At 62.5% G+C, this 18,049-nt stretch carries 20 protein-coding genes; 11 read left to right on the forward strand and 9 right to left on the reverse strand.

What is annotated here, in order from left to right; all coding sequences use genetic code 11:
* Positions 1 to 38 precede the first annotated feature (38 nt).
* Entirely contained in the window at positions 39 to 1,832 is a 1,794-nt protein-coding gene (locus ABIB36_RS08480; protein ID WP_354559775.1) for a hypothetical protein, read from the reverse strand.
* Positions 1,833 to 2,108: 276 nt separating this feature from the next.
* Positions 2,109 to 2,708 carry an Rv1733c family protein gene (locus tag ABIB36_RS08485; RefSeq protein ID WP_354559773.1) on the reverse strand — a complete coding sequence of 200 codons (600 nt, stop codon included), beginning with the start codon at positions 2,706 to 2,708 and terminating at the stop codon, positions 2,109 to 2,111.
* 127 nt (positions 2,709 to 2,835) lie between these two features.
* Here ABIB36_RS08485 and ABIB36_RS08490 point away from each other — a divergent pair, with 127 nt between their 5' ends.
* The gene (locus tag ABIB36_RS08490) at positions 2,836 to 3,507 is read left to right on the forward strand and encodes a lysoplasmalogenase (protein WP_354559771.1); all 672 of its coding nucleotides are present in this window, start codon (positions 2,836 to 2,838) and stop codon (positions 3,505 to 3,507) included.
* On the opposite strand, the gene ABIB36_RS08495 is transcribed toward ABIB36_RS08490, so the two are convergent.
* A complete protein-coding gene (locus ABIB36_RS08495; RefSeq protein ID WP_084345428.1) occupies positions 3,472 to 3,924 on the reverse strand; it encodes a hypothetical protein in 453 nt (150 codons plus the stop codon). The genes ABIB36_RS08490 and ABIB36_RS08495 overlap by 36 nt on opposite strands.
* A 48-nt stretch (positions 3,925 to 3,972) precedes the next feature.
* Between ABIB36_RS08495 and ABIB36_RS08500 the strand changes: the two genes are divergently transcribed.
* From ABIB36_RS08500 to ABIB36_RS08515, 4 genes are all read left to right on the forward strand, one after another.
* On the forward strand, positions 3,973 to 4,800 hold the full coding sequence (locus ABIB36_RS08500) for an SDR family oxidoreductase (protein ID WP_179142174.1): 828 nt from the start codon (positions 3,973 to 3,975) through the stop codon (positions 4,798 to 4,800).
* Positions 4,801 to 4,882: 82 nt separating this feature from the next.
* The gene (locus ABIB36_RS08505; protein ID WP_354559769.1) at positions 4,883 to 5,488 is read left to right on the forward strand and encodes a DUF6636 domain-containing protein; all 606 of its coding nucleotides are present in this window, start codon (positions 4,883 to 4,885) and stop codon (positions 5,486 to 5,488) included.
* A 5-nt stretch (positions 5,489 to 5,493) separates the two neighbouring features.
* A complete protein-coding gene (locus ABIB36_RS08510; protein ID WP_354560201.1) occupies positions 5,494 to 6,168 on the forward strand; it encodes a TrmH family RNA methyltransferase in 675 nt (224 codons plus the stop codon).
* A gap of 43 nt (positions 6,169 to 6,211) precedes the next feature.
* Positions 6,212 to 7,324 (forward strand): glycoside hydrolase family 76 protein, encoded by a 1,113-nt coding sequence (locus ABIB36_RS08515; RefSeq protein ID WP_084345425.1) that lies wholly within the window; start codon positions 6,212 to 6,214, stop codon positions 7,322 to 7,324.
* Between the two features lie 7 nt (positions 7,325 to 7,331).
* Here the strand turns inward: ABIB36_RS08515 and ABIB36_RS08520 are convergent, their stop codons facing one another.
* Together ABIB36_RS08520 and ABIB36_RS08525 are read right to left on the reverse strand one after the other, a co-directional pair.
* Positions 7,332 to 7,982: a DedA family protein gene (locus ABIB36_RS08520; RefSeq protein WP_084345864.1), complete on the reverse strand. Its 651-nt coding sequence runs from the start codon at positions 7,980 to 7,982 to the stop codon at positions 7,332 to 7,334.
* A gap of 60 nt (positions 7,983 to 8,042) precedes the next feature.
* Positions 8,043 to 8,771, reverse strand: coding sequence for a VTT domain-containing protein (locus ABIB36_RS08525; RefSeq protein ID WP_143542041.1), 729 nt, complete (start codon positions 8,769 to 8,771; stop codon positions 8,043 to 8,045).
* Positions 8,772 to 8,985: 214 nt separating this feature from the next.
* On the opposite strand from ABIB36_RS08525, the gene fbaA reads away from it, so the two are divergent.
* Positions 8,986 to 10,026 carry a class II fructose-bisphosphate aldolase gene (gene fbaA, locus ABIB36_RS08530; protein ID WP_084345862.1) on the forward strand — a complete coding sequence of 347 codons (1,041 nt, stop codon included), beginning with the start codon at positions 8,986 to 8,988 and terminating at the stop codon, positions 10,024 to 10,026.
* Between the two features lie 73 nt (positions 10,027 to 10,099).
* Here fbaA and ABIB36_RS08535 read toward each other — a convergent pair whose 3' ends face one another.
* Positions 10,100 to 10,891, reverse strand: a complete 792-nt coding sequence (locus tag ABIB36_RS08535) for an Rv0361 family membrane protein (protein WP_084345424.1) — start codon at positions 10,889 to 10,891, stop codon at positions 10,100 to 10,102.
* A 101-nt stretch (positions 10,892 to 10,992) separates the two neighbouring features.
* On the opposite strand from ABIB36_RS08535, the gene ABIB36_RS08540 reads away from it, so the two are divergent.
* From ABIB36_RS08540 to ABIB36_RS08550, 3 genes are all read left to right on the forward strand, one after another.
* The gene (locus ABIB36_RS08540; RefSeq protein ID WP_084345423.1) at positions 10,993 to 11,409 is read left to right on the forward strand and encodes a DUF3151 domain-containing protein; all 417 of its coding nucleotides are present in this window, start codon (positions 10,993 to 10,995) and stop codon (positions 11,407 to 11,409) included.
* A 37-nt stretch (positions 11,410 to 11,446) separates the two neighbouring features.
* Positions 11,447 to 12,544, forward strand: coding sequence for an FUSC family protein (locus ABIB36_RS08545; protein WP_084345861.1), 1,098 nt, complete (start codon positions 11,447 to 11,449; stop codon positions 12,542 to 12,544).
* A 71-nt stretch (positions 12,545 to 12,615) separates the two neighbouring features.
* Complete coding sequence (locus ABIB36_RS08550; protein WP_354559765.1) at positions 12,616 to 13,542, forward strand: cation diffusion facilitator family transporter; 927 nt, start codon at positions 12,616 to 12,618, stop codon at positions 13,540 to 13,542.
* Here the strand turns inward: ABIB36_RS08550 and ABIB36_RS08555 are convergent.
* The 3 genes from ABIB36_RS08555 to ABIB36_RS08565 all read right to left on the reverse strand — a co-directional run bounded on the left by ABIB36_RS08555 (position 13,532) and on the right by ABIB36_RS08565 (position 15,566).
* Positions 13,532 to 13,999 carry a pyridoxamine 5'-phosphate oxidase family protein gene (locus ABIB36_RS08555; protein ID WP_084345421.1) on the reverse strand — a complete coding sequence of 156 codons (468 nt, stop codon included), beginning with the start codon at positions 13,997 to 13,999 and terminating at the stop codon, positions 13,532 to 13,534. The two genes, ABIB36_RS08550 and ABIB36_RS08555, sit on opposite strands and share 11 nt — an antisense overlap.
* A gap of 149 nt (positions 14,000 to 14,148) precedes the next feature.
* Complete coding sequence (locus ABIB36_RS08560; protein WP_354559762.1) at positions 14,149 to 14,892, reverse strand: site-2 protease family protein; 744 nt, start codon at positions 14,890 to 14,892, stop codon at positions 14,149 to 14,151.
* Entirely contained in the window at positions 14,889 to 15,566 is a 678-nt protein-coding gene (locus ABIB36_RS08565; RefSeq protein WP_084345419.1) for a hypothetical protein, read from the reverse strand. Before ABIB36_RS08565 ends, ABIB36_RS08560 begins: the two co-directional genes overlap by 4 nt.
* Positions 15,567 to 15,777: 211 nt before the next feature.
* On the opposite strand from ABIB36_RS08565, the gene ABIB36_RS08570 reads away from it, so the two are divergent.
* Entirely contained in the window at positions 15,778 to 17,067 is a 1,290-nt protein-coding gene (locus ABIB36_RS08570) for an adenylosuccinate synthase (RefSeq protein ID WP_084345418.1), read from the forward strand.
* Positions 17,068 to 17,473: 406 nt separating this feature from the next.
* The gene (locus tag ABIB36_RS08575) at positions 17,474 to 18,040 is read left to right on the forward strand and encodes an alternate-type signal peptide domain-containing protein (protein ID WP_354559760.1); all 567 of its coding nucleotides are present in this window, start codon (positions 17,474 to 17,476) and stop codon (positions 18,038 to 18,040) included.
* Positions 18,041 to 18,049 lie beyond the last annotated feature (9 nt).

Genomic DNA, 18,049 nt, shown 5'->3' on the forward strand with positions numbered 1-18,049 from the left:
CAGCGATGAGCAGTGCCGAAGTAGTGACCCAGATGGATCTACGAAGCATCGGCACCGTTGCGGCGACGCAGGTACAGTCCGCCACCGACTGCGGCCACTGCGACGACTCCGACGCCGGCAAGGATCGCCGGCAGCGCGTTGGAGTCGGAAGAACTACTCGACGCCGAATCGACTGAATCACCCAGCGCCAGATCGACGGCGGGCAGTTCACCGGCAACCGTCATGACGCCCTGGTCGTTCGTGGTGAAGTAGTCGGCGACGGTGAAGGAGCCGTCTTCGTTGAAGACTCCGATGAGTTCGACGCCGGTCTCGTCGACGACCACGGTGGTCTCGTCGACCTTGGTGCTGTCGACGTCGTCGTGAGCGGTTCCACCGAGGTTGATGGTCAAACTGAGCTTCGGGCCACTGGCGGCGAGGTCGGCGGCCTTCTTCTTCAGGTCTGCTTCGGCCTTGGCTGCGGCATCGGCGGCGATCTTGGCAGTTTCTGCCTCGGCCTTCGCTGCGGTCACGGCCTCGGCCTTCGTCTTTGCGTCGGCTTCAGCGGCATCCGCGGCGGTTGCGAGCGCCGCCGCCTTCTCGTTCGCGGCGATGGCGTCGGCTTCTGCCTTGGTGAGCGCAGCGGCTGCTGCGGTCGCCTTTGCTTCCAGATCGGCGGCGTTGTCACCTGCGGTCGCGGCAGCTTCGGCTGCAGCGGTTGCGGCGGCCTCCGCTGTCTTCAGATCTGCAGCTGCCTTGGTTGCGGCAGCCCGTGCTTCCTCGGCGGCCTTGGTCGCGGCAGCGGCCTCCTCAGTGCTCGCCGCAGCGTCTGCTTCGAGCTCGGTTGCTCTGGCGTCTGCAGCTGCAGACGCTTCCGCAGTCGCTCTGGCCTCGACGGCCAGTGACGCCGAGCGGGCTGCGGTAGCCACTGCCGCGCGGACGGCTGCAGTCACCTTCGCGAGGTTGAACTTCTTGAACGCTTCTTCGACGGCGGCGACGGACTCGCGCAGTTCCGTCGTCGACTTGTCGAAGTCGGCCTGTGCAGTCAACGCGATTTCTGCTTTCGCGTCGGCCTCTGCCCGTGCTTCGGCGGCGGCTGCGACGGCTTCGGGGTCACCCGCTGCTGCGGCGGCGGCCTCTAGCTCGGTTGCCTTCTTCTCGGCGGCCGCGGCTTCGGTCTTCGCTGTCTCGGCGGCGGTCTTGGTTTCGGCGACCTTGGCATCCAACGCTGCTTTGTCGTCCTTGGCTGCGGTGGCTGCGGCGGAGGCCGCGATGCTGGCAACCTTGGCCGCTTCCGCTGCCTTCATTGCGTCGGTCGCGCTCAGTGCGGCGCCTGCGGCATCGAGCTCGGCTTTGGCTGCGGCGGTGTTCGAGGCTGCTGCTGCGGCGACGGCTGCGTCGTAGCGAGTCTGGGCGGCGACCGAGGCTTCCGCGGCTGCCTTGCTGGCGATCTCGGCGTCGGCGAGCGCCTTCTTCTCCGCTTCGGAGAGCTGCGGGACGACAGTGACGTCGATGGTCGCTGTGCCGTCGTCGTTGATGACTACGCCGGCAGTGACCTGAGGTAGTGGGCGCTCGGCGGACGGCGCCTCGAGAGGAACGATCGGTCCGACCTCGGCGGCGTCACCCTCGTTGGCTGCAGGAACGGCGGCGTTGGGCACCACGCTCTCGGATACGCCTTCCTCGGTACCCGCGGTGGATTCCCCGGTCGGTGTTGCTTCTTCCGTGGAAGTCCCCGGTGTGGTGGGTTCCTGCGCGTACGCGATGCCCGGTGCGGCGACCGTCAGCGACATTGCGACTACCGCGCCGGCTGCGGCAATGCGGGCACGCCGAGACCTAGAGATCGATTTGTGCGACATATATGTGGAGCCCTTCAGTCGGTAGCGGTCTGAGCCGCCGTATTTCCGCCCCGACACGGAATTTCAGGTTAGTGAGACATGCATACGAGCGTTCCAAGACCGTAACGGACCCGACGGTCTTCTAAGCTTTACTTCGGGTTTGGTTATCGAAGTGTTACGTGTGGGACGCTTGTGACTGAAGTGGTTTGGGTGGCTGAGCTGCGTCGATAGGCGACTGTGATTTTCTTTACCTCGTACATGCGGCGGGGGAGTCGTCGACGCGCCATTACCACTGGATCAGGACTGGTCGTTCTCTCCCAGAAGCGCCGCGATCTCGCGGTCCCACTCGTCGTACCTTTGGGCGTCGAGACGGAAGCGGACCGCAAAATAGGTGCCGACGAGAATGGATGCGGCGGCGAAGAGGCTGCCGAATCCGGTGAACAGTGCAGTGACGACGGCATCGGCCCCTGTTGCCGGAGGTGCGGTCGGGTCGCCGTCGCGGTCGACCCAGATCGGGAGCTGGGTGCCGGAGGGGCTGCCCGCAGGCAGAGAGACCTGTCCCTGATGGTCGAGACCGTCATGACTCCACGTCGCGCCGACGGTGGTGCTCGTGACCGATCCGACTTCGCCCTGCAGGACGGGTGCGATATCGGCGGCGGCGGTGGTGGTGGCAGTGACCTGGTGGACACTGTTCTCCTGTGCTGCGACCCGACTTTGCCCGACGGCGAGGGTGGACATGCCGATCCACGCAGCTACCGGCAGCATCAGGATCATCAGAGTGAAGACGGTGGTCTTGATGGTGGACTGAATGCGGTCCGAGCGGCGAACCAGTGGGTTTCGCTCGACAAGATGAGGTGACCGGGGCGTCCCGGCGTGCTCTGCATGCTTTCGGCGCATCGTCATCCCCACGTGTTCTCTCGCGTGTCCAACTATCACCATGACAACCTTGGGGCCTGCGATCAAGCATTCAAGGTCAGCATCACATATCTGCTCAGCTCAACCGACGATGGAGGAAACAAGTCCGATGAAGCGATCGACGTTCTCACGTGTTGCATTCGGTTCGGCTGCCATCGCGACGGTATTCGGTGCGGTTACCGGGAACGAGAAGGTGCACCGGGTGGCCAAGCCCCTGATCGTTCCTGCGCTCGCGCTCGGGATGCGACGCTTCTCGCCGGTCCTCGGGGTAGCGCTCACGGCCGCCACCGTCGGGGACGTTCTGCTGATGGACCCGGATGACGATTCGAAGATTCTGCGCGGAGCCGGGGCGTTCGCCGTCATGCAGGGTTGCTATTGCGCCCTTCTCGCGTCGGCAGGCAGTCGACCGACCCTTACCGCTGCCGTACCGCGCTTCGTCGGGTGGGCGGTGGCGTCGTCACAGTTGGCGCGAAAGTCACCGGAGGTGGCTCCTGGGTTGGCCGGGTACGGCGTAGCTCTGGCGGCGATGTCGACGTTGGCTGCAGATCCAGCGTCCGCACCAGGAGCTGATGTATTTGCGGGTGTGGTGGTGCCTAATGCCGATCCGCGTTCCTGGCAGGCGCTGGGCGGAATCCTGTTCACCGTCTCCGACGCGTTGATCGTGTACCGACGGCTCTACCTGTCGAGCGAGACGTCTCGGCGGGTCGTCGAAGGTGCGATTCTGGCGACGTATTCCGCCGCTCAGCTACTTCTCGTCGAAGGATTCACCAGGCAGAAGTAGGACGCGGTGGTGGTCCGACGGGTCGACCATGATCGGCAAGGTTCGACCGGTTTGGAATCGCGCTGTCTCCGACGGGGGTATCGAATAGACGATTCTGCCGACGTAGGAATCCGAACCGGGAACTGTGAATGCCAAGTCGAGTTCCATTTTCCTCTCGTCGATCCTGCGACTCGCCTCGACCGTCGCCCAGCCCTCGACGCCATTCTTGGCCAGGCGTCGCTGTTCGGCAGTAGGGCGGTTGGCGACCATCATGGCCAACCCGAGTGCGGTGCCGAATCCGGCAACCAAGCCGACAAGTTGGTAGGGCAGGGTCCCGGGCGGTGTGTGCGTTCGCAGCCAGCCGGCCCAGATGATCAACACGACGAGGTAGCCGACAGCGACGAAGGCAACCGCTCGCAGAATTCGTTCGTGATTCACCGAAATCTCCTCGAAGACCTACTAAGGGTAGTCCTGAAATCTGTCCAAATGTTTACCGATAATCCCAGTAACCCCTATCCTGTCGGTGTGACTACTCGAACTGTGTTCATCACCGGCGCGGCAGCCGGGATCGGACGGTCCACCGCATTGAAATTCGCTCGCTCGGGATACCTCGTCGGGGCCTATGACATCGACGAGACGGGATTGGCGTCGTTGAGCAAGGAGATCGCCGCGGCCGGTGGCCGGGTCGTCACGGGAGTTCTCGACGTCACCGACCCGGTTCAGTGGGCGGATCGGCTGACAGAGTTCGACGCGGAGTCCGGCGGGCGACTCGACGTCCTGATCAACAATGCGGGCATTCTTGTTGCAGGCAAGTTCGAAGAGATTTCTCTCGATGTGCACAAGCGTCAGATCGACATCAACTTCAATGGGGTCGTCTACGGAACTCTCGCCGCCTTCCCGTATCTGAAGGCCACCCCCGGTGCGCAGGTCGTCAACCTCTGTTCCGCATCAGCGATCTACGGCCAACCCGAACTTGTCACCTACGGCGCGACGAAATTCGCGGTTCGCGGTATCACCGAGGCCCTGGACCTCGAATGGGCTGAGTACGACATCTCGGTGAAGGCGATGTGGCCGCTGTTCGTGCAGACCGCGATGACCCAGGGTGTTTCCACGGGCACCACCAGTTCGCTCGGGATCAAGCTGACGGCCGACGACGTCTCCGAAGCGATCTTCGACGCCACCCGGCCTTCGAAGCGCCTACTCCACAAGGTTCATTTCCCGGTGGGGTTGCAGTCCAAGGCGATGTCGATCGGTTCGCGATTCTCCCCGGCATGGTTGACGCGGGAGATCAACCGCCGTTTGAGTCACACCTGACCCCACCCCACAGTGCTTGTCTCGGTGCGCCGGTAGGGTCGCACTGCGAAACAGGTCAGCGAGAGCGGGGTCGGGGTATTTCATGGTGGACAAGCGTCTTGCAGCAGCGGCAGTCCTGGCGGTGTCGGCACTGTTGACGGCATGTGGCAGTGAGTCCGGTGCAGAGGTGGCCGTAACCTCGCCGCCGAGTACGACGAGTGCGCCCGCCGCGACCACTACTACGACGGTCGCACCTGTTCCCGTCACCACTACCGAGGCGCCGCTTCCCACCACGACCGAGCCTGCTCCGCCGCCGCCGATGCCGCAGACTACGTATGCCCCGCTACAGGGCGCCTACTATTTCAGTTCTCCGGACGGGCAGTTCCAGTGCGGAATCGTCACTCTTCCTTCTCGAACGGAGGCAGGCTGTCAAGGCGCGACCACGCCGGTTCCACCGCGCCCTGAGTCGTGCATGATCAGCTGGGGCAACGGGATTCGCGTCACCAACGAAGGCGCAGCCGAGTTCATGTGCTCCGGTGGCGCGGTGTACACCTCGGGTGGTGCAACGATCGATCCGCCGCTCGAGGTGGGTCAGCAGATCGTCGGCGACGGGTACACGTGCATCTCGGCTGCCGACGGTATCTCCTGCAACAACGACGAGACCGGTCACGGTTTCCGCATTGCTGCCGACAGCAACGAAACCTTTTGAGCGACATGGAATCCGGAGTCGCAGCCGATGCCGGACCGACGGAGTGGGGTGAGGCCCCCAACGGTGTCGGTCCGTGGATCGAGGAGTACACGGCACCGCGACCGACCGATGCTCGTTACGACGCCGAACTGCTCGACAACGGAGATCGACGCAATGTCGTCGACGCCTATCGCTATTGGACACGTGAGGCGATCGTTGCCGACATCGACAGTCGTCGGCACAGTCTTCACGTCGCGATCGAGAACTTCACGAACGACGCCAACATCGGCACAGTGGTCCGGACGGCCAATGCTTTTGCTGCGCAGGCAGTTCACATCGTCGGTCGTCGTCGGTGGAATCGGCGGGGTGCGATGGTTACCGATCGCTATCAACACATTCACCACCACGCCACGGTCGCCGACTTGCTCGAGTTCGCCCGAGCGAACGCGCTGACCGTTGTCGCCGTGGACAACACACCGGGATCGGTGCCGCTGGAAACGGCGGTTCTGCCGCGTGACTGCGTGCTGTTGTTCGGCCAGGAGGGCCCGGGAGTGACGGAGGAAGCCCGCGGCGGCGCCTCGATGACGGTGTCCATCGCCCAGTTCGGGTCGACTCGAAGTATCAACGCCGGAGTGGCTGCGGGTATCGCTATGCATTCCTGGATTCGGCAGCATGCGGACTTGTCTCAGGCGTGGACCTGACTCCTTGTGTCACTCGTCTTGCCTGTAATGGCAGGATCGGGGCATGCAGGAGCAATGGTCGCAGCGTGCGGACGCCGCGGAGGGGGCGGTCTACGCGCGCCACGTACGTCGATTGTGGGGACTGCCCGGTACCGCGCTAGGAGTGGTGGCGTGGCCCCCCGTCCGGCGCGAACGACTGTTCGGACGTTGGCATTACTGGTGGCAGGCGCACTTGCTGGATTGTGCTGTCGACGCGGCAACTCGAGCGCCCACGGTCAAGCGTCGCAGGAAGCTGTCCAAAATTGCTCGCGCACATCGCATTCGGAACATCACCGGATGGACCAACAACTATTACGACGACATGGCATGGCTCGGCCTTGCGCTGGAGCGATCGCAGCGGTTGCACGCCGTCGACAATCGGTCGGCGATCCACACGATCGAATTGGAGTTGTTCGACGCCTGGGCGCCGAAGAAGGGCGGCGGAATACCGTGGCGTAAGGGTGACGATTTCTACAACACTCCGGCGAACGGGCCTGCGTCGATACTGCTTGCCCGCACCGGTCGGCTGTGGCGCGCACAGGCCATGGCGGACTGGATGGACGCACACCTGCGCGACCCGGCGACGGGTTTGATCCTCGACGGCATTCGCACGGGTGGCGTGCTCGATCGTGCGGTGTTCAGCTACTGCCAGGGCGTCGTGCTCGGAGTCGAGACCGAATTGGCAGTTCGTCTCGATGCGCCGCGGCATCGCGCACGCGTTCACGCGCTGGTTGCCGCCGTCGAGACGCACTTGTGCCGGGATCTGGTGATCGTGGGCGGGGGCGGCGGTGACGGCGGTCTGTTCGACGGCATTCTGGCGCGCAACCTCGCTTTCGTCGCCACGACGCTCCCCGGTGACTGCGACGAGGACGAACAGGCTCGCTCGCTGGCGGCGTCGATCGTGCTTGCATCGGCGGAGGCCGCGTGGGAGAACAGACTCGAGGTCGAGGACCATCCGCTGTTCGGCGCCGCCTGGAACAAGGAGGCGCGCCTGCCCGGGCCGGGGCATTCCATCGCCACGTTCACCGGTGGAACCGTCCGCTCGTCCAAGATTCCCGAGCGGGATCTATCGGTCCAACTCAGTGGATGGATGTTGATGGAAGCCGCCCACGTCGTCTCCGCGGCCGGCTTCCGGTAGCGAAGCTCTACTCCCGAACCTCTTCCACCTCGACGATTTCCGTCGGGCGGGCCATCTCTTTGCGGTACTGCCAGATGCCGAGTGCGGTACCCAAGACGAGCGCGACGATCATCGCGATCAATACCGCCGGTAGCAGCCACGGGACCTGCTCGAGGAAGCTGCCGAAGTAGAAGCCGATCAGCAGCAGTACCGGCGCCCAGATGATGGCGCCCAGGGTGCTGGCAATCGTGTATTTACGATGGTTCATGTTCGCTGCGCCTGCGACCATCGGGCAGAGCGTGCGGACCCATGGAATCCAGCGAGCCACGAGCACAGCCCAGAAGCCGTGCTTCTCTAGCAGAACATTCACTTTGTGCAGGTTCTTCGTGTTGAGGTACTTGCCGTTTTTGCGTGCGACGAGCTTGGAGCCGGTGCGGTGGCCGATGACGTATCCGGCTTGATTTCCGGCGATCGCGGCGATCATCGCGCCCACCGACAGCGCCCAGATGTGGCCGACTCCGGACGAGTGTGTGGCCATGACGATGCCTGCGGTCACGAGCATCGAGTCACCGGGAAGAAACAAGCCGATGATGACAGCGCATTCGAGAAACACGAAGGCGACGACGATGGTCCACACGACGAGGGGACCGGCAGTGGTGAGCGGTCCGAAACTGCCCATCGCCGTCATCGTCTCGGACGCTTGTGCGTTGATCTGGCCGATCATGCTCGACGCACCATGTCAGGAAGTGGCGTCCCGCTGCGATTCGATCGACTCGGTCGCTTCGGCCAACGGAGTCTTGCGTGCTTTGATCATCCGTTTGCCCACCTCGATGACGATCGGGAGCACAGAGACGAGAACGATGACGATGAAGATGATGTCGACGTGCTCGCGAATGAAATCGATCTGGCCGAGCAGGTAGCCGAGCATCGTCACACCCGCACCCCAGAGGATGCCTCCGACGACGTTGTAGGTCAGGAACAGCGAGTACTTCATCTTCGACGCACCGGCGACGACGGGGGCAAACGTGCGAACGATCGGAACGAAGCGCGCCAGGATGATGGTGATCGGCCCGTGTTTTTCGAAGAAGGCATGCGACTCGTCGATGTACTTCTTCTTGAAGAAGCGCGCGTCGTTCGATTTGAAGAGGGCGGTACCGCCCTTGGAACCGATAAGGAATCCCACTTGGTCACCGAGGATCGCGGCGATGGGAATCAGGATCAGCAGGAGCCAGATGGGTGCGAACGGCTCGATGTCCGTCGACTTCGATGCCGCTATCAGCCCTGCTGTGAACAGCAGTGAATCACCGGGTAGCAGGGGAAACAGCAACCCCGATTCGATGAAAACGACTAGCAGCAATCCGACCAACACCCAGGCGCCGAACGAATTGAGCAGGTTGACCGGATCGAGGAACCCGGGCAGCAAAGCCAGGTTGGTCGTCACGGATTCCGAGGCGGCATTGAAACTCACGGCGCTCACACTACCGGCCGAACCTGGGAGAACCTGAACAACAGGTTTCGACCACCGGATACGGACTGCCCGATTAGCCGTGATCGATTTCAGAGCCCTGCGGTGGGTCCCGGGCGACACAGCGTCGGTGAGTTGCCATACTGCAGAGGACACACGGCGCGCGCCACTACGCGTGAGCGCTCGCCGATCGACTCTTTACATGGAGGAATCCACCGTGCCGATCGCAACTCCCGAGGTCTACGCCGAGATGCTTGGCCGGGCGAAGGAACACCAATTCGCATTTCCGGCTATCAACTGCGTAGGTTCCGAGTCCGTCAATGCCGCCATCAAAGGCTTCGCCGACGCAGGTAGCGACGGCATCATTCAGTTCTCGACGGGCGGCGCCGAGTTCGCGTCGGGCCTCGGGATCAAGGACATGGTCACCGGCGCAGCAGCCCTCGCCGAGTTCGCTCACGTGATCGCCGCGCGCTACGACGTCACCATCGCGCTGCACACCGATCACTGCCCGAAGGACAAGCTCGACACCTACGTACGTCCGCTGATCGCCCTGTCCCAGGAGCGCGTCGACGCAGGCAAGAACCCGCTCTTCCAGTCGCACATGTGGGACGGTTCCGCGATCGCGATCGATGAGAACCTCGAGATCGCCAAGGAACTGCTCGCCCTTTCAGCGGCAGCACGCATCATCCTCGAGATCGAAATCGGCGTCGTCGGCGGCGAAGAAGACGGTGTCGAGGCCGAGATCAACGACAAGCTCTACACCTCGAACGAGGATTTCCTCAAGACCGTCGAAGCCCTCGGCGCCGGCGACGCGGGATCGCGCTACCTGCTCGCAGCAACGTTCGGCAACGTGCACGGCGTCTACAAGCCGGGCAACGTCAAGCTGAAGCCTTCGGTGCTCGCCGACGGCCAGAAGGTCGCATCGGAGCACCTCGGTCTTGCCGAGGGTTCCAAGCCGTTCGACTTCGTCTTTCACGGAGGATCGGGCTCGGCGAAGAGTGAGATCGAAGAGGCACTCGGTTACGGCGTCGTCAAGATGAACGTCGACACCGATACTCAGTACGCATTCAGTCGGCCGATCGCTGGGCACTTCTTCAGCAACTACGACGGCGTCCTGAAGGTCGACGGCGAGGTCGGCAACAAGAAGGCCTACGACCCCCGCAGTTACCTGAAGAAGGCCGAAGCAGGGATGACCGCTCGCGTCATCGAGGCGTGCAACGACCTGAAGTCCGCCGGCCGTAGCGTGTCCGCCGGATAGGACCCTTCCTCGACCGACTCGGCCCCGCAACGTGTTTTCGTTGCGGGGCCGAGTGCTGGTCGTGATCAGAGAATTACTCCGGGGGTGCGGGGCTACTCGGGCTGCAGACTTTCCACACATCGCCGTCACGGCGCAGGTCGAAGGTGCGGGGTGAGGAGTCGGCGGGATTGGCCGCGGTGTGCGCAAGAACCTGCGCAATCGCGGCGTCACCGGTCACCTGAACGGCGTCGATGCTCTCCACGACCGGAACATTGCCCTGCTCGACGGCAATGCGGTGGACGTCGGCGAAATCGGCGTCCGGGATATCGCGGTAGAAGGTGGCGAGTTCGCCGCACGAGGCGCTTCGGAGAGTCGTCAGATCTCCGGCGCTCAATGCTTGTGTGAACGATTGGATCGACGTTCTGATCTGCGCATCGACCGAACTGCCCTCGTCGTCGCGCGAGAGGTAGGCGAAGCCCGCGACACCGATAGCGACGATCAATACCAACGCGCCCACGAGTGCGGCGATCCATCTTCTGTTCCCGGACTTCCGGGTCGAAGTGCCCTGCGTCGGTTCGATGCGCTGGGGACGGACCTGTGGCTGCGAGAGCTCACCCCGCGCGGGGATGCGTCGCGGTGCCACTGGCGGCCGGGCAGCGGGCGTTGCGCCGGCGGGCTTCACGGCCGACGGCGCAGGCTGGGGCTGTTCGGTGGTCGGCGGCACCTTTGTAAGAGCGGTGGTCTCGGCTTCGGCCGGATCGGGAGCCGCGGGAGGCGGGGTCTTCGGTGTGAGCGGCTGCTTCGCGGCCGGTGGTTCTTGTTTTCGAATCGCCTCGGTGGCGGGCTCTTCGCCCACCTCGTTCGGCTTGTCCTGCGGATCCGACACCCTGTTCTCCCAACTGACCGGACTGTGCGACGCAGACGAGCCTAGCGAGCGGAAGGGTGGGTGGACGCACGCGCGCGGAGTGTCGGGGCACAATGGGGTCCATGACTTCTTTCGGTGACCTGCTTGGACCGCAGCCGACGCTCTTGCCTGGAGACGAAGAGGCAGAGTCGGCCCTTCTCAATCACGAGGACCCGGCGAAGGTGGCTGCCGACAATCCGACGGCCTCGATTGCCTGGGCATATTTGGCGGAAGCCGCTTTGACCGCTGGACAGACGATCACCGCTTACGCTTATGCGCGCACCGGATACCACCGCGGACTCGATCAGCTGCGTCGCAACGGATGGAAGGGGTTCGGGCCGGTCCCGTACAACCATGAGCCGAACCGAGGATTCCTCCGATGCGTCGCCGTTCTTGCAAAGGCTGCGCGCGATATCGGCGAGAACGACGAGTACGCCCGCTGCCTCGACCTCCTCGAAGACTGTGACCCGAAAGCGGCGGACGCGCTCGGCCTCGGCTGATCGCTTTCGCCCGACGGCGAAGCGTGGCAGGGCACGGCTGAAGACCGGACGTATCCGGCTCCAGTCTTCGTTGCTGCCGATCATTCAGTGTGCTTTGGCGGCCGGTGTCGCCTGGTTTGTCGCAACCGACATCGTCGGACACCCGACTCCGTTCTTCGCGCCGATTGCGGCCGTCATCTCGCTCGGCCTCTCACTGGGTTCTCGGTTGCGGCGTTCGGCGGAACTGGTTGTAGGCGTCACACTGGGGATCGGTGTAGGCGACTTGATCATTTCGGCGATCGGCAGCGGCCCCTGGCAGCTCGCTCTGGTCGTGGCACTCGCGATGGCGGCCGCGGTCTATCTCGACGGCGGTCCGATTTTTGCTATGCAGGCAGGCTCCTCGGCCGTACTTGTTGCGACGCTCATTCCACCCGGAAACTCCGGCGGAATCGACCGGATGGTCGACGCGTTGGTCGGCGGGCTGGTCGCGATCGCGATCGTTGCGCTGATTCCGACGCATCCGGTGTGGCGGGCGCGCAAGGACGCGGCGAAGATTCTGAAAACGGCGTCCGAGGTGTTGCAGAAGGTGGCCGACGGTCTCGTTGCCAACGACCCGAAGCCCATCGAGGAAGCGCTGAAGAAGGCGCGTGCGACGCAATCGGATATCGACACCCTGCGCAGTGAACTCAAGGGTGGCCGAGAGATCGCGCGAATCTCACCGTTGTACTGGAGGCAACGCAACCGCCTTGCGGGTTTGGCCAAGACAGCTGATCCGCTCGACAATGCAGTGCGCAATATTCGGGTGCTGGCGAGGCGTTCGCTGTCTCTGGTGCGTGACGACGAGATCCTCGATCCGCGACTCGTCGACGAGGTCGAGAAGCTCTCGCAAGCGGTGGATGTGCTGCGGCGGATGATTCTCGCCGATCCCGGGCAGCGTCCCGACGCGGCCGACGCGGCGCGGGCACTGCGGTCGGTCGCATCCGGTGCGAAACCTGAACTGATCGACAATGCAGGTCTGTCCGCGACGGTGGTGTTGGCTCAGTTGCGGTCGATCATCGTCGATCTGCTGCAGGTGGCCGGTCTGAAGCGGATATCGGCTCTGGCGACGTTGCCGCCGACCGTCGAGAAGCCGGGTGTGACTCCGGACGTGTTCTGAGGGACGACGCCGTTGCACATATGCGTATGTACGCATATGGTGAGGTCGAATCGAACGACCGGAGGGGAATCATGGGCGCGGGGCATGGACACAGTCATGGCATGTCGGGATCCGCGCCGGCAGTAGGCCCGTCGAGCGGTCGGATCCGCAAGATGTTCATCGCGCTGGCGATCCTCGTGGTATTTCTCATCGTCGAGGCCACGGTGGCGTTGGCGATCAACTCGCTGGGTCTGCTGGCAGATGCCGGCCACATGCTCACCGACGTGCTCGGAATGTCGATGGGACTGATCGCCCTTCTCCTCGCACGCAAGGGGAGTGCCGTCGCCGCTCGGACTTTCGGATGGCACCGCGCAGAAGTCCTCACCGCGATTGCCAACGCAGTCCTGCTCCTCGGTGTCGCGGTCTTCATCATGTACGAGGCCATCGAGCGAATCGGAGATGCGCCCGACATCCCCGGGCTGGCGATGATCCTGACGGCCGCGGCCGGTCTCGTAGCCAATCTCGTTGTCATGCTTCTCATTCGCGGCGATGCCAAGGACAGTATCGCGGTACGCGGTGCCTACATGGAGGTGTTGGCAGATGCAGTCGGTAGCGTCGGCGTCCTCATCGCCGGTGTGCTTCTGCTGGTGTTCGATTGGACGTGGGCGGACGTCGTCATCGGTGTGCTCATCTCACTGTGGGTCGTTCCGCGTGCACTCAAGCTGGCCGGGTCCGCGTTGCGCATCCTGACGCAAGCGAGCCCCGGACATGTCGATGTCGAAGCCGTCGAAGCGGATCTCGCTGCTCTTCCCGGTGTCGTCGGAGTGCACGATCTCCATATCTGGACGCTCACTACAGGTATGGACGTCGCGACGGTTCACCTCGAGTGTGATGGCTCGGGTTCGGTATTGCTCCAGCGCGCAAAGGCAGTCCTGGCCACCTACGGTCTCGATCACGCAACCGTTCAGGTCGAGCCGAGTGCTCAAGGCGCTACGTGCAAGGACGAACTCACCTGGTGAAAGTCCGCACCGGAGCGCCCGGCTTCCACAGCCGAACCTTCAACTTGTCCTCGGCTATTTCCGTCAGGACAACTTCGGAGATATCGAGATCGAAGACGTTGTAGGGGGACAGTTCGGGCGGTGCCGCGTCGAATATCTTGTGCAGCGCTTCGGGATCCACGAGTTCGACGGCATGCCCCGAGATTTTCGCGTCGCCACCCTCCATCGAATGATCTCCGGGGTTGCTGTGGATCGCATATCGCGGATCGCGCTGTAGGTCACGCGCTTTGAGGGCATTGAGCATCGAACCCAAGCGCAAGGTTCCATTGTCGAGGAATTCCACCTCGGTGCCGCTCACTCGAGGTGATCCGTCTGCACGGATCGTCGCCAGTACATGATGCTTGTGCGCGCCGAACCTGGCGGAAACGGCCTTCGCCAGCTCCGGCGCCGCGCTCTCGAATTCTCCCCACGTAGCCATGGACACAGTATGCAACCATGTTGGTCTCACGAGAAGGGGCGCTTACGGCACCAACACCGCCTTCCCGATACATCCGAGGCGATCTCGGTGACGAGACTGCATGGACAGACGATATCGTGAGAGATTCACGATGGTCCCTCGAGTCGAATTCAGGCCCAGAATCTCATGAGGTAATTGCCGTACTGCGCGTAGATCTCTGGAATTCCGGACAGGCCGAATATCCAATAAATTGCGCCGAAGAATGCCGAATTGATAGCCGGGACGAACAGGAATGCGACAAGAACCAGAATTCCGTAGCCCTTGAAATTCGCGAGCGCACGGCGGGTGTCGTTCGACAGATATGGCTCGAGTGCGGCGTAGCCGTCGAGACCCGGAACCGGGAGCAGATTGAGAATCGTGGCCATAACTTGGAGAAATGCCAGAAAGCTGAGTCCCCACCAGAAGACGAGGTGGTTGCCGTCCATCCCCCAAATGCGGATCACCGCCAGGAGTAGAACGGCAATCAGTGCATTTGCAGTGGGGCCGGCCAGCGCGATTCGACGCTGAACTCCGGGCGCAAAAATGCCCGAACGCACATAGACAGCGCCGCCGGGCAATCCGATTCCGCCGATGGCGATGAAGACGATCGGAAGCACGACCGACAGGAGAGGGTGTGAATACTTCAGCGGGTTGAGCGTCAGATACCCACGCAGTTCCACCTCGCGGTCACCGGCACGGAACGCGGTGAAAGCATGCCCGAACTCGTGCAGGCAGACCGAGACGATCCAACCGGCCAGAACCAGCACGAAGACACCCGCGCGCGCCCACGTCGAGGTCGGCTCGGCTGTCCATGCCAGCGCGCCACCGGCTGCGGCGACGGCGACAACCCCGAGAAATATCGGACTCGGCTTCACCGCACCAGCAACCACTCCTGGTCGTGGCGGTAGAACGTCGAGCGTTTGACCTCACGGTCACCCGGGACGCCGTCGCGCGTCAGTTGCGCGGCGTTTGCTCCGAGCTGCATCGCGCGGCCGAAAGTCCACCGCCGTTCGAACAATCGACGACGGCCGATGACGCGGGCCTTCAAACCGGGCATCTCGGGCGTCGGCATCACTTCTACACCGGAGACGGTTCCCGAGAAGAGCTTTGTGTCGTCCACATACGCCTCGCCCTCCAGGTTGCCGCCGGCGTTACCTTCGACCAACGCTTTTCCTACGATTGCCTTGCCCGCGTCGTCACGAATGAGGGGCGTCGGTGTGGCAGTGCCGGTCATCGCTACCTTCGCGGCGCGTGAGCCGCTTCCGAGCCGGTAGTTGATGCCCGCCGCGGTCGTCGTCTCGGGGACGAATGCCAGCTCGATGTGCAGGCGTTCGGTCCGCATGAGCCTGGTCAGTACAGCCGCCAGTGATGCGTCGTCACCGAGGACGATCACTCGGGGATCCAACACTGCTCCCACCGCCGCAAACAACGCGTCGCATTCGTCGTTCGTGGGGATCTTCGAAGCCGACGTCAACGGAACGTCGGTCAACGTGATCGGCAGGAGCGGAGTTCCGCATTGCAGGACGAACGGTGTCACAGTGCTCCCCATGCGGGCCGGTCGGCGGCCCGCGCCTTGTCTCGAGTCTTTCGCGAACTGTCTGGAGTCTTCCGCATACTTTCGCCAACCACCGTAGCGCCACGACGGGCAAGCCGTTGCCTCGGCTAGACTGACGCCCCGGCACTGCCGTGAGCTTGGCAGCACGCTGCAACAGCCACCACTGCACAAGAAGTCACTGCACCAAAAACCACCAGGAGAGCACATGCCGGCGATAGTCCTGATCGGCGCCCAATGGGGCGACGAGGGCAAAGGCAAAGCGACCGATTTGTTCGGCGAGCGACTTCAGTGGGTCGTTCGCTATCAAGGCGGCAACAACGCGGGCCACACGGTGGTGCTCCCCAGCGGCGACAAGTTCGCTCTGCACTTGATTCCGTCGGGCATCTTGACGCCGGGCGTGAAGAACGTGATCGGCAACGGCGTCGTAGTCGACCCCGGTGTGCTGCTGTCCGAACTGGCAGGGCTCGAAGAGCGCGGCGTCGATACCTCTGGCCTGCTGCTCAGTGCCGATGCGCACCTGATCATGCCTTACCACGTTGCCATCGACAAGGTAACCGAACGCTTTCTCGGTGCCAAGAAGATCGGCACGACGGGACGCGGTATCGGGCCTTGCTACCAGGACAAGTTCGCTCGAGTCGGCGTCCGTGCGGCCGACGTGCTCGACGAGAAGATACTCACGCAGAAGGTCGAGGCTGCACTCGAGTTCAAGAATCAGGTGCTGTCGAAAATCTACAACCGACGCGCACTCGACCCACAACAGGTGGTCGACGAGGTTCTCGAACAGGCAGAGGGCTTCAAACACCGAATCTCCGATACGCGACTCGAACTCAACCTTGCCCTCGAACGCGGTGAGACGATCCTGCTCGAGGGCTCGCAGGGCACGCTGCTCGACGTCGACCATGGCACCTACCCGTACGTGACGTCGTCGAATCCGACGGCAGGCGGCGCAGCGGTCGGGTCCGGCATCGGCCCCAACAAGATCACTACGGTGCTCGGTATCTTGAAGGCGTACACGACACGAGTCGGATCGGGCCCCTTCCCGACCGAGCTGTTCGACAACTTCGGCGAGTACCTCGCAGTGCAGGGCGGCGAGGTCGGTGTCACGACCGGGCGTGCGCGTCGCACCGGGTGGTTCGACGCGGTCATCGCCCGCTACGCAACGCGTGTGAACGGCATCACCGACTACTTCCTGACCAAACTGGATGTGCTCTCGAGTCTGGAGACCGTCCCGATCTGTGTTGCCTACGACGTCGACGGTGTGCGTCACGATGAAATGCCGATGACTCAGACCGGTTTTCACCACGCCAAGCCGATCTACGAAGAGATGCCCGGATGGTCGGAAGACATCACCGGTGCTCGAAAGTTCGAGGATCTGCCGATCAACGCGCAGAACTACGTGCTTCGCCTCGAAGAACTGTCCAAGGCATACATCTCCTGCATCGGCGTCGGTCCAGGACGGGATGAAACCATCGTGCGTCGGGATATCCTCGGCTGACTTTTTTCAGTATTCGATTATCGGCCCCGGGAACTCAGGTTCCCGGGGCCGATTTTTTATTTCTGCGTGAAGACATGAAAAAGACCGTCGGCTTACTTTGAAGGTAATTACCGACAGCTAATTCTTTTCAGCGATGAATGTCTAGCATTCTCCCTATTTGGAGGGACTTATTCGTAAACGCTTTTTTGTCGCCATTCGATCAAACTCGATGTGCGACCTTTTTCTGATAAAGGGTAGTTAAACAATTCTTTTGACTTTTAAGTTTACCTAGGTAACAAACCGGCTAGTCTTGACGACACATTGGAAACCGCACCCAGTTGCGTGGGCCAATCGAGGCCAAATAGACCCAATCCGGTCGCACCTATCTGGCCTACTCACTGGGCCACACCAGAGAAAGCAGAACAATATGAAAAAAGCAACCAAAGGCGCAGTAGCCGCAGGTGCCGCAGCTGTATTGCTGCTCGGCGGTTTGGGATCTTTCGCTCTGTGGAACGACAGCGAAGATATCGCCGGTGGAACGATCACATCGGGTGAATTGTCTTTGACCCAAGCGACGGCACCGGTGTGGACTCAGACGACAAGTGATGTGAATCCGGCAGGCGAAATCGCCGACATTTCGGCTTACCGAATTGTTCCGGGCGACATCATCACCTACTCGGCCAGCTACGGCATCTTGGCTGACGGTGACAACCTGTTGGCTGACCTGTCGGTCAATATCGCTGACATCGCCCCGGGCGCAGGCAATGCGGAGCTGGATGATGCTGTCGACGTCAGTATCGCTGCCACGTCGGACACGACGCCTCTACCGACCAACGGCGACAAAGTTCGACTCACGTCGGGCGATCAAACGGTGAACCTCACCATTACATTCGCCTTCGACAGTGCGACCACAGGCCAGGTTGCGCAGAATCAGCAGTTGGACCTCGAAGCCTTCACTCTCGTGCTCGAGCAGTCTCGGATAAAGACTCCGTAGTCGAGTCTC

This window comes from Rhodococcus sp. UYP9, assembly GCF_040547235.1.
Taxonomy (GTDB): domain Bacteria; phylum Actinomycetota; class Actinomycetes; order Mycobacteriales; family Mycobacteriaceae; genus Rhodococcoides.